Origin of the sequence: Ignatzschineria ureiclastica, assembly GCF_003121845.1 — a bacterium.
Classification (GTDB): domain Bacteria; phylum Pseudomonadota; class Gammaproteobacteria; order Cardiobacteriales; family Wohlfahrtiimonadaceae; genus Ignatzschineria; species Ignatzschineria ureiclastica.
This window is the reverse complement of record NZ_QEWQ01000004.1, coordinates 131,309-143,015: the sequence shown is the minus strand read 5'-3', so window position 1 is coordinate 143,015 and position 11,707 is coordinate 131,309. Positions and strand designations below refer to the sequence as shown.

The following is an 11,707-nucleotide window of genomic DNA, read 5'->3' as shown; positions in this document are numbered from 1 at the left end:
CAGAACATCTGCAATATTAGAATATTATTCGTTACAATGAACACATCCATATTAAAAATAATATCGTCATTAATCACTACAATAGGAATTACATAATGAAAAAACTATGCATTTTAGTGCTTGCCTCAACGATGCTAACGGCGTGTGCTTCCGGCGTTGATGCAGTGGAACGCTTAGGAAGATGTGTTATTAAAGGCAACGTCAATGATAATTGCACTTTCTCTACCCTAGAGGGCGATCCTGAGATCAAAACTGAAGCGACAATTCGCGCTAATCAATAAATACAAAAGTATCCCTGCAATTAATAAGGCCACAAGTTAAGTATCATAACCTGTGGCCTTTTTTATTGCATTTATGACTCAATCTCTATAGATCGTCAGTGATAACCCAAAATATCTTAACGACCTTGCATAATTTGGTTCTCTGCTAAAGTTCCCATTTCAATACCAGCCATTGGTGCGCCGAGATTTTTAGAGAGTTTGGCAAGCAGTGAGAAATCATCATAATGTTGAGTTGCTTGAACAATCGCACTTGCAAATTTTTCAGGATTTTCTGATTTAAAGATCCCTGATCCGACAAAAATCCCATCCGCACCTAAAAGCATCATCAATACGGCATCTGCAGGTGTTGCAACACCGCCGGCGGCAAAGTTCATCACCGGTAAACGACCGAGCTGTTTAACCTCTTTCACAAGTTCATACGGCGCTTGAATATCTCTTGCAAAGACCATCAATTCATCATCCGATTTATTCTGCAACATTCGAATATCATCATTGACTTGACGCATATGACGTACTGCTTCCACGATATTGCCGGTACCGGGCTCTCCTTTTGTACGAAGCATTTTCGCTCCCTCTCCTAAACGGCGCAAAGCTTCCCCTAAGTTCCGGCAACCACAGACAAAAGGTACACTATAATCACTTTTTAAAAGATGAAATACCTCATCTGCCGGCGTTAAGACTTCACTCTCATCGATATAATCGATCTTCATCGCTTCCAAAATACGGGCTTCGGCAATATGTCCGATACGGGATTTCGCCATTACAGGAATTGACACTGTATTTTGGATCTCTTCAATTAAAGCAGGATCTGTCATACGCGCAACACCGCCGGCTTTACGAATATCAGAAGGAACTCGCTCAAGCGCCATTACTGCACAAGCGCCGGCATTCTCAGCAATCTTTGCTTCTTTCGCATTCACAACATCCATAATAACGCCACGTTTTGGCATCTCTAAAAATTGACTCATCTGTAATTCCCTTATTGTATTAATGTTATTTGTATTACTGTTATCTGTATGACTGTTATTGGTATTAATCTTATCTGTACTAATGACGATATTGATTGTGGAACAGATCGATTTCTAAGCTAGAATAAGCGCACTAGATCATCGACTAACCACTTCAAATGGGTTGGATCTTCACAATACACTCTGTTATGATTTGTCAAAAGAGCCATTTGGATGATTAAAGACCCATCCATTTAAAACACTTTGATCAGACAGAGGATTTTGTCCTATCCAATCACTCTTGAATCTCTTCGGGAAACAGATGCGTACTATTTTAGATAAAACGAGTTCTAAACCGCTCTATCAGCAGATCGTAGAATGGGTGGAAAATGCATTAATGACGGGAACGATGAAACCCGGAGAGAAATTACCCTCTGAGCGGGATCTCAGTCACTATTTTGCCGTCAATCGCTCTACTATTGTGCGCGCAATGGAGATTCTGCACGATCGTAATATTATTATTCGCCGAGTGGGTTCCGGCACCTATATTAACCCACAAAAATGGGGACGTTATTTAGCCCCCCAGATCAGTTGGAATGCAGAATCAAAGCAAACCCACTTTCATCAATATTATCACTTAGATTTAGGCAATGGGGATCTGCCGGCAATGCTCTATCCTGATCTTCATCTCCCTGAAGTCGATTGGCAATTATTGATTCGGGAAGAACAAGCAGATTCTGCCCATAAACTCGGGACGATAACACTTCGCCGAGCTGTACAATCTTATCTAAGAACACGCTTTGATTGGCAAGTCGATTTAAATCATATCCTCATTACCGCAGGGACTCAGCAGGCGATCTCCCTAATTACCTTAGGATTACTCAAAACCGGTGATGCAATTGCCATTGAGAATCCCTCCTATTTCTATTCCCTCTCCATTTTTCAAGCCTTGGGAATTCGTATCTATGGCATTCCTATGGATTCAAATGGGATTATCATCGAAAAGTTAGATGAACTCGTGGATCGCTATGCGATTAAAATGATGTTTATTAATCCTATTTTTCACAACCCAACCGGTATTGTAATGTCGCAGCAGCGAAAAGATGCACTACTCGCCTACGCAACACGTAAGCAACTCTTAATTATTGAAGATGATGCCTATTCACAGCTCTCATTTTCACCTCAAATAGAGACTTCACCCCTTAAAAAACAGGCAAAAATGGAGCAGATTCTCTATCTAGGCTCCCTTTCTAAATATCTCGGAAAGTCGATCCGTATAGGTTGGATGATCGCGCCCCCCGCCATCGTGGAACATCTTGCTACCATTCGGCAACATCTCGACTCAGGGCTCAGCTCACTACCTCAATTTATGGCAGAGATCTATCTTGAACAATACGCGCTTCATCACGAGATGCATCTACAGACAAAACTGCAACAGAAATGTAACGCTTTTATTCATTGGCTAGAATCGAATTTCCCGGGTACATTTCAGTATCAAATTCCTACCGGGGGATTTCATCTCTATGCCAACCTGCGGCAACCGATACAACTGAAAGCGATTGAAAAAGAGCTACAATCACTCAATGTTAGCTATCGCCGAAGTGACTTTTTTGGTGCAGATCTCCCGGGATTACGCTTCTCTTTTGCCCACTTTCCGCTCTCTGAAGAGCAGAATCACAATAAAGCTTAGCGGTAAAATAAAGAGCGTTGGACTACTATACGGATGTAGTGATGTTAATCCTAAAATTTTGACCCAAACGGTATTACTAGAAACAATAAAGAGCAGGCTTCCAATAGCTCCCACTAAAAGTCCATAAAAAGCGCCCTTTTCACTAAATCCCGGTAGGTAGAATCGACAAAACATTACTGGAAAATGGGCGCTAGCAACCCACGCAAAAGCGATTCCAAAGAGAAATGCAAGGTTCATTCCCTGAAACAAATAGGCGAGGATCATTCCCACTAAGAAAATAGCCACTACAGAGAGGCGAGCCACTAACAGACTCTCTTGTTTTTGTGGCCAAATAATAGGAATAATATCGCGGGTTAAACTCGCACTCGCGGCCATTACTAATCCGGCAATCACCGCTAAAACGGTAATAAACACCAAGATTGCTAAGATCCATTTAAAACCTGATCCGCCAAGTAGCGACGCTAAATGGAGTAATGCCATATTATTACCGCCGGCAAGCGTTTCGCCATTGAGTAACACATACGCTGAAAAACCGATAATCAGATTGAGAATAAAGAAGAGCGCGATCAATAAGGTCGTTCCGGCAGCGGAATAGAGGGCTGTTCGACTATCTTTCACCGTAAAAAAACGCATTAAAACGTGTGGTAGACCTAATAATCCTAACACTAACCCCATAATAAGAGAGATCTGCTCAATGCCGGAACTAATAGCACTACTTGGCATTAATGCTTCAAAGCTAGAGAGACTTGCTACCCGTAAGAAGAGATGAGTCGGAGAGAACTGAAATTCTTTGAGGGCTAAAAAAGCCATTGTACCGGCAAAAACAAATAGCAAAAGTGCCTTAATACTCTGTACTAATGTAGTGGCTTTCATTCCGCCCAATAAAACTAAACCGCCTGTAAGTAATCCGATGCAGACAAGTGAGATCGTATAGTTAAGATCAAAGAGAAGTGATAGTAAGGCCCCTGCGCCCATCAGTTGTACTAATAGATAGAAGAGCGAGATCAAAATACTCGTTACTGCGCTCAATACACGAAGCCGAGCGCTATTAAAAGACTGATTAATCACATCTGAAAAGGTATAAGCGGCTGTTGCCCGAAGCTTCTCTGAGAAGAGAATCAGCAAAAGAGTCCAACCTATTAAGGTCGCAACTGCATAGAAGAGAGAATCCATTCCTTGACTAAAATACATCGCAATAGAACCGAGAAATGCCGCCGCTGAGAGATAATCACCAGCTAATGCAAAAGCATTTTGTAAGCTCCCAACCGATCTTCCTGCTAAAAAATAATCCGAGCTACCTTGCTCAATTTTTGCCATCCTTGCACTTTTCTGATTAAAATCACCACTGCTATCACGCTTCATCTTACTGCTTCTTTCCCTATTATTATTGTTCTCATTCATCTATCGAAAGCGATTATTAATGATTCGCTCTACTCTACTATTTCCATCGTGTTATTTGCGCTCACTCAGCTCTGAGAAAGTCTGACGTTGGCGCACTGCATATAGCACATACAAGAAAGCCATCAAAACACCCCAGAGCATCACGATAATGCCCCAAAAAATCGATTCCGGCATTCCCATTATAAAATGGGTGGCCATTGATTGTGGTGCAAAACTCAATTTAAGGTAGTAGACGATCATCGGCAATAAGGTCACCAAAATCATCAATCCACGAATATACATTACCTCTCCTTTTCTCTTCTTCATTGCTTCATTGCTTCATTGCTTCATTGTAGGCGAAAACATCCGATTATACCCGATGATCCAGCACTGTGCATATCTGCTAATGAGCCCGCTGTATCTGATCCCATAATGCATATAAATCAGGATAATTTTTGCGAGTGGTTTCATCCATCTTTTGAAAAGTAAAATGGGTACGTTGTTGTGGCAATTTACGCATTTCAAGGGCTATACGGGCTGTTGAGAGATTATAGGGTTCTCCCTCTTCATTTCCTAATAGATAGTAAACCTCCCGGATACCAGACATATAGATCGCAGCTTGGCACATCGGACAAGGTTCGCCGGTTGCATAAACAATCGCACCTGAAAGATCAATACTATTGAGCGCTTTTGCCGCTTTTCTAATGGCTGACATCTCCGCGTGTGCAGTGGGATCACAATCATCAAGCATACTATTCACAGCTCGCGCAACCACTTTCCCCTCTTTCACAATGACAGCACCAAAAGGTCTTCCCCCCTTGTGAATATTTTCAAGTGTGATATCGACAGCTTCTGTAAAAAATTGTTCTGAATTACTCATATCCATTAATATCCTTTCCAAATTCCCTATATCTATCATAAGCAGAAAAACGTAAAGTTATCATATATCAATCACATATCATTAAGATATTTATCTTGAACTTCTTCCTTACAAATTCGATTGTCTATGGGCATTATTGCGTGAGCTATTGTGTGAATAATCATTAATAATGGGCAGCACTACCCTCTTCATAGCCAGTTTAAAAAGTGGGTTTTAAGGAATATTGAAATAAATATTGAGTAGGGATCTATAAAAGTCTATTTTGAATCAATCAATTCTTTGATAAATTGAAAAAGCACTATAATTATTACAATAATGCAATTCAATTTAATGCTATTATATAATTTATCCAATCATCACAAATTACAAAATTATGGATCTCTCGATTTTAAGCATCACGATTCACTTATGATGTTTCTATTGATCGCTTCAAAATTGCCATAATCAATTCACCTTATCGAATAAAGAGGGGATAATGAAAGACTTAACACAAGTACGATCCGCAAATCTTAAACGCTGGATTGACGACTATTTTCAAGGTAAACAAGCACTTTTTATCGAAAAAACAGGGATTAACCAAGGCGAACTCTCGGCACTCTTAAATTTAAAGCGTCCCTTTGGGGAACGTAAAGCGCGTAGCATCGAAACCTCTGCCGATATGCCATTTATGTATTTAGATCAATATCACGAAGCCGGCATTATTCAAGAATCAATGGCTATGCAAGGAATGATCCCTGTAATCTCTTGGGTTGCGGCTGGCGCGTGGGTTTCAGTTGCTGATCCCACAGAAGCTGAAAAGTGGCTTCCTTGCCCTGTTAAACATAGCGATAGCACCTTCGCCCTTTCGGTTCGAGGCATTAGTATGTTTAACCCCGGCGGCAAACCCTCATTTGAAGACGGAGATATTATCTTCGTGGATCCACAAGTGAAGCCTGAAAATAAAGATTGTGTCGTTGTTCATATTAGTAATAGTGAAGAAGCGACCTTTAAACAGATCATCTATGAAAATAGTGAAACATACCTCCGACCTTTGAATCCTGATTGGCCTGAAAAAATCATCCGAGCTACAGATGCTGCTATTATTTGCGGTACTGTCATTGGTAAATGGGTGTCACTGTAATAATTTTTTTCAGTGATAATTTGCCTTAGTAATAGCTCTATTCGGATCAGATCTTTGGGCAAAGTATCTATAAAAATTACACAATTTGGAAAAATTTTCCCAAAATACAAAAATTTCTTCTAAGTAATACAAAGTTTTTGTCACTTACGGAATCTCTCACAAGATAGTTATTTCAATAGTTTCAATAAGATAACAAGTTTTCATCAAAGCCACCTTCGGGTGGTTTTTTGTTAAAAAGACTTAGAAAATTACATTTTTGTATTGCTTTTATTTTGCATTGTTGTAATATTTACCTATCGGAATTATTACATTTTAGCAATATTAAGGAGTTCCTTATGTTACCTACTCAACTCGTTAGATCGCTGCTTGCAAAATATCAGGCACAAAAAGAGCGCCGTCTCTACAACAATTGGTTACGTCAACAAGAAGATGCAACTCATGCCAGAATGTTAGAGCAAGCAACCATTATGCAAAATCGTGTACCCGCAAGACGACCTCACGATCACGCGGCTACTTCCTTTCGATCATTAGAATCTATGGCTTCCTTGCAAAAGTATAATGCCTCATCTGAGGCAAAATATTACCAGCAAGCAGCTTGATACTTTGTATCATTTCATGCCTCAACCTTGGACTAACCTTCCTGTTTGAAATGATGACGAATAGAACTGTGTCGTGCTAGGGATCTATCAGTGATAAACAATAGAGAACTGCAAAAGGATGTAGGAAAATAGAGGAACGGCACATTTCTCTTCAATGTCACCTGAGCGCATGAGATACAATAACACCTATTCTCACACTAGTGGGAATAGGTGTTTCTTTATGATCCAAGTTTTATATAGTAAGATCGGTTCAAAAGAAGCTGATTGAAATGCCGGCGCATCAGCTGTAATAAGTAAGGAAGCCGTTCTATCCGGCATCTTGCAAGTGTTGGTGAGTCAGGTTTTATACTTTCTTAAACCAAATTTACTATAGTAATATCAGTTCAAAATAAGCTTACTTAAATGTTTATAAGCTATTTGCTAATCTCAACAGAATGCATAAAAGCCCGTTCACCTAAATGTCGGTTACGATAAGCTTCGGCGGCTTGCATACAAGGTGTCGATGTTCGAATCGCTTTCTCTTTTTCGATCTTCTCACGACGTAAACTTGAAGAGTCATCAATCTCGACAATCTCTTGATAGCAGCGATTATAGGTTCTGCTGAAAGCTGCATCATTATTACTGAGGTAAGCGGTTAACTCTGCGCTCTTATCTTGCCATACCGTATTCCAAATCTGACACAGTGTACTTGTCTTATTTTGACAAAATGTACTGTATTGCGCTTCAACACCAAAGACATCTAAATCCAGTAGTGTTAATTTTCCTTTCTCATCGCGCATATCTTGCCATAACTCACAACTTGAGCCTTTTATAGGCTTAGAAAGATTCGCATCTTGACAATATTGTGCGGCATCCCCCAATAATTCTGAAAAGCTCTGCTCCCAAAGTTGTTCCCGACCTTGCGTCATAGCTTCGTGATAATGATCTTTTAATGCTACACATTCAGCTGTTGGGTATCCGGTTGCCTGTGCACAATCAGACTTAATATAACGATTCATAACGGCTTGCCAATCGTTACCATGTTCGGCATAGAGTCGCTCTTTATGTTCCGTCACAGCTCGTAACTGCTCAGCTTCACGATTTTCCTCGCCTTTTTGAGCAGTTGAAGAAGTATGCGCTTCCTCTACTTGTGGCATAGATGTTTCAGTAATAGCTATTTCTGGTGCAACCATTTCAGCCATCTCTTCTCTCATCTCAGATTGATTCTTCATTTCTTGAGGCTTAGCCGATTGATCAGAATTACGTGCTAATGCAGCAAGACGCTCCCCTTCACTATGCGCTTGAAAAATTTGATCCTGTTGCATTAATCTCTCTGAAATTTCGGGCGCTTCTGCTACTAATTTTTGCGCTTCTAACATCACTTCCTGCTCAGCTTTACTCATAAGAGAGGGCTTATTCAGCTCTTTTTCTGATTGAGAAAGTTTTTCCGATTCTTTTTCAGACTCTTGAATACTAGATGTAGCGACCTCTTTTACCGTAGGCAACGTCGTACTCTCGGTAGATTTGCTCGCAGTAGCGGATTTAGTTTGAACTGCTTGCTCACGTTCCATCTGACGTAGTTCATGTAGAACTTTACCAGCAGCTCGGCATTTAGCATCTTTTTCAATAGCGATAATGGCTTTACTATCTTGCTTATCCATTGCTTTGGCAAAACGGGCTTCGCACTGCTCTAAGATCTCTTCTGCACGATCAGGATGTTTGAGATAACTCATCTCATCACGTGTTTCTTGATCATAACAACCTACTAAAATAGCCCCAACAACACTTGCTAGAAGAATTTTTTTCATACGACTCTCTTTTATGATAGTTTAACGAATAATGAATAACTTATTAAATCTTATCAGCTATTTATCTTTACATAATAAAGACATTAATATTATTAATATAATAACAGATTTACTAAAATTTAACTATTACGCCATTTATCAAAAAAAGAACAACCTAATGATTTATAATATTATTTTCTTATTAGAGGCCATGATTTAAATCATCTATTAAAATAAGTCTTACGCGACCGTCATCGGCTTCTTTGGCATTCTAGGTAGTGCTCTTTTGTGATGTGATCGCTCGTGCCAAAATTGAATTCGTTCTAATTCAGCATCACTCACAGACTCCCCACGAAGATATCGATTGAGTGCATCATAAGTGACACCCATCTCCCCCTCATCTGTTTGAGAATCCCATAATCCTGCAGAGGGTTTCTTATCAATAATACTTTGAGGGACATCTACAAGTTTTGCTAATGTGAAAACCTCAGCTTTATCGAGGTGGATAAGTGGTGCGATATCAACACCTCCATCACCAAATTTTGTAAAATAGCCGGTATACCATTCAACCGCATTATCCGTTCCTACAACAATACCATTCATCACTTGTGCCACCGTATAGAGAGCGGTCATTCGTAACCTCGCACTACCGTTTCCCCGAATCACCCGATCTTTTGATTCATCCCCTGTACGACTATACTTCTCACCAACAGCTAACATTAGCTGATCAAAAGTCGCACTCAAATCAACAATATGATATGGCAAATTAAAATGCGTCATCACTAACTCTGCATCTGCTAAATCTTGCGGATTGCTATGGGATGGCATCAAAACACCCATCGCTTTATCTGGGAAATAACGCGCCATGATTCCTGCAACAACGGCCGAATCCACCCCACCGCTGACCCCAAAAATAAATTTTTCGGCATTACGATAGCAAAGTTCCTCCTCTAACCAAGAAGCAAGATAAGTAAGATATTGAGATAATTCTGTTGCAGAAAGCGGTTGGCGAATCTGTTGCCTATTCTGTTGCATATTCATTGAGCCTTATTGGGGAACTTATTGTGCAGCTTATTTTACTTCATTCTCGTTGTAAAAAACTTGTTCTAAACGCGGGTTAGGTCGGTACTTACGACCTGCCTTAGCCTGCATCTTGCCATCTAACAGCACATTATCCCCGGTAAAACTAATATTTACCTTCAGTAAACTAGAACCGACACCATAGAGATCTACAGGTGTATTTTGCTTTTCAAAATGCGCAATTTTCTCGGCATTAAATCCCCCACTCACAACGATTTTCACATTATGGAATCCTTCTCTATCGAGCGCCTCCCGTAATGCAAAAATAAGTGTAGGATTCGTCCCTCGAGGATCAAAGGTGCCTAATTGATCTTGATGACGCATAAAATATTGATCAACCATCGTATTAGAAGTATCAATGCGCACTGCCGAAAGCTTCTCTCCAAAGTGACGCGCAACTCTCAATGACTCTTCAATCGCATCATTATTGTAATCCACTAACACCATTAACTTATCATTAGGAAAGGTCTTATGGTATGCTTTCGCCGCTTCTAAGGTATCGCCGTTGAAGAGCTGAATCAAGGCATGAGGCATAGTACCTAATCCTTCAATCCCCCACCATTCATTCATCGCATGCGTAGCTTGTGCGGTAGATCCACCAATAAATGCCGCATACCCATCGCCTGCCTGTTGACTAAAATGATCGTCCCGATCGCCCATAAAGATCACCTCTTTTTCACCGGCAGCCTCAACAACTTCCAGCACATGAGTTGCCACAGAAGTCCGGCGCGCAAGTGTGCCATCAATAATCCCTTCTAAAAAACCAAAATCCTGATAATTACCGGTAATAGTGAGTACCGTTTCATAGGCGTCAATACGATCTCCATCATTGAGCGCCCAAATTTCGAGCTTTTCTGGATTTTGAGCAAAGGTATGCAGCAGAGAGATCGCTTCATCAATCCCACAAAGTACAGCCCCATTTTTGCGCTGAAAAAATTGCATTGTGACAATACGCTCCGGTGCCCACTGCTTAGCAATTTCTGCTGTTTTCAAAAAGTAGACGGCCGAAAACCAGCCTTGGCCAATTCGTTCATCAAATTTAAAAGTCTTATTGGTTAAACGCTTAATTTGCCCGCGATGCTTTAATTCATACTCTTTAATTTCGTGTGTGCTTGCACTCATGCTCTCTCTATTCCCTAAAGGCACGCTTCCGAGCGTATCATTAATATTTACGGATTATACTACTCTTACGGATCTCTACTTATTGAGTAATGTGAGTCACGATTCTGATCTATTATGAGCTTACAAAACTACTGATCGACTACTATAGCAAGTAACTACCCCCTCTTTCAATCTCTCGATGAAAAGTACTGCCCGATCTTTTTAACCCGTTACTGTATTCAATCAGCCACGCTATAAATACTTTGGATAATAAAAAACCGAAGTAACTTTCGCTACTTCGGTCTCTATTTGGCTCCTCGACCTGGGCTCGAACCAGGGACCCCTTGATTAACAGTCAAGTGCTACTACCAACTGAGCTATCGAGGAATAGGAAATCAATTATACGGATTTTAAAATGATATACAAGCCCCAAGCCTAAAAAATATCGTGCATTTTTTTAACAAAAATGTTTTTTATATAGCTAATATGGAGTTTAAAAAAATATCAAACTATATTAAACAACACTTACAAGATGCCAGATAGAATAGCTTCCTCGCCTCAATCAGCTGATACGCCAGCATTTAAATGTCGCTTATTTTGAGCCGATCTTACTATATCAATCTAAACTGAATGGCTCTCAATAGTCCGCTAATAAAAAACCGAAGTAACTTTCGCTACTTCGGTTTCTATCTGGCTCCTCGACCTGGGCTCGAACCAGGGACCCCTTGATTAACAGTCAAGTGCTACTACCAACTGAGCTATCGAGGAATTGAGAGACTATTCTATCGAATATTTTAATTTTCGCAAGTCCTATTATGAATAAAGTTTATTCACCAAATATAAACCCTAATATATCAATAACT

The 11,707-nt window shown here is 40.2% G+C and carries 11 protein-coding genes and 2 tRNA genes; 4 read left to right on the top strand and 9 right to left on the bottom strand.

Annotated elements, in window-relative coordinates:
- Positions 1 to 95: 95 nt before the first annotated feature.
- A complete protein-coding gene (locus DC083_RS06315; RefSeq protein WP_034855519.1) occupies positions 96 to 281 on the top strand; it encodes a hypothetical protein in 186 nt (61 codons plus the stop codon).
- Between the two features lie 116 nt (positions 282 to 397).
- On the opposite strand, the gene pdxS is transcribed toward DC083_RS06315, so the two are convergent.
- Entirely contained in the window at positions 398 to 1,249 is an 852-nt protein-coding gene (gene pdxS / locus DC083_RS06310) for a pyridoxal 5'-phosphate synthase lyase subunit PdxS (protein ID WP_034855518.1), read from the bottom strand.
- Positions 1,250 to 1,550: 301 nt separating this feature from the next.
- On the opposite strand from pdxS, the gene DC083_RS06305 reads away from it, so the two are divergent.
- Complete coding sequence (locus DC083_RS06305; protein WP_109189382.1) at positions 1,551 to 2,918, top strand: aminotransferase-like domain-containing protein; 1,368 nt, start codon at positions 1,551 to 1,553, stop codon at positions 2,916 to 2,918.
- On the opposite strand, the gene DC083_RS06300 is transcribed toward DC083_RS06305, so the two are convergent.
- The 3 genes from DC083_RS06300 to DC083_RS06290 form a co-directional block, all read right to left on the bottom strand.
- On the bottom strand, positions 2,859 to 4,280 hold the full coding sequence (locus DC083_RS06300; RefSeq protein WP_157954899.1) for a solute symporter family protein: 1,422 nt from the start codon (positions 4,278 to 4,280) through the stop codon (positions 2,859 to 2,861). The two genes, DC083_RS06305 and DC083_RS06300, sit on opposite strands and share 60 nt — an antisense overlap.
- 90 nt (positions 4,281 to 4,370) lie before the next feature.
- Positions 4,371 to 4,601, bottom strand: a complete 231-nt coding sequence (locus DC083_RS06295) for a hypothetical protein (RefSeq protein WP_109189380.1) — start codon at positions 4,599 to 4,601, stop codon at positions 4,371 to 4,373.
- Between the two features lie 100 nt (positions 4,602 to 4,701).
- Positions 4,702 to 5,178 (bottom strand): nucleoside deaminase, encoded by a 477-nt coding sequence (locus DC083_RS06290; protein WP_109189686.1) that lies wholly within the window; start codon positions 5,176 to 5,178, stop codon positions 4,702 to 4,704.
- Positions 5,179 to 5,653: 475 nt separating this feature from the next.
- On the opposite strand from DC083_RS06290, the gene DC083_RS06285 reads away from it, so the two are divergent.
- Together DC083_RS06285 and DC083_RS06280 are read left to right on the top strand one after the other, a co-directional pair.
- The gene (locus DC083_RS06285) at positions 5,654 to 6,298 is read left to right on the top strand and encodes a LexA family protein (protein ID WP_109189379.1); all 645 of its coding nucleotides are present in this window, start codon (positions 5,654 to 5,656) and stop codon (positions 6,296 to 6,298) included.
- 335 nt (positions 6,299 to 6,633) lie between these two features.
- A complete protein-coding gene (locus tag DC083_RS06280) occupies positions 6,634 to 6,897 on the top strand; it encodes a hypothetical protein (RefSeq protein WP_109189378.1) in 264 nt (87 codons plus the stop codon).
- A 413-nt stretch (positions 6,898 to 7,310) separates the two neighbouring features.
- Here DC083_RS06280 and DC083_RS06275 read toward each other — a convergent pair whose 3' ends face one another.
- The 5 genes from DC083_RS06275 to DC083_RS06255 all read right to left on the bottom strand — a co-directional run bounded on the left by DC083_RS06275 (position 7,311) and on the right by DC083_RS06255 (position 11,612).
- Entirely contained in the window at positions 7,311 to 8,684 is a 1,374-nt protein-coding gene (locus tag DC083_RS06275) for a hypothetical protein (RefSeq protein WP_109189377.1), read from the bottom strand.
- Positions 8,685 to 8,903: 219 nt separating this feature from the next.
- Positions 8,904 to 9,698 carry an NAD(+) synthase gene (gene nadE, locus DC083_RS06270; protein ID WP_109189376.1) on the bottom strand — a complete coding sequence of 265 codons (795 nt, stop codon included), beginning with the start codon at positions 9,696 to 9,698 and terminating at the stop codon, positions 8,904 to 8,906.
- A gap of 36 nt (positions 9,699 to 9,734) precedes the next feature.
- Positions 9,735 to 10,844: a nicotinate phosphoribosyltransferase gene (locus DC083_RS06265; protein WP_109189685.1), complete on the bottom strand. Its 1,110-nt coding sequence runs from the start codon at positions 10,842 to 10,844 to the stop codon at positions 9,735 to 9,737.
- 310 nt (positions 10,845 to 11,154) lie between these two features.
- Positions 11,155 to 11,231: transfer RNA gene (locus tag DC083_RS06260), tRNA-Asn, on the bottom strand.
- Positions 11,232 to 11,535: 304 nt separating this feature from the next.
- Positions 11,536 to 11,612 (bottom strand) — tRNA-Asn (locus tag DC083_RS06255).
- Positions 11,613 to 11,707: the final 95 nt, after the last annotated feature.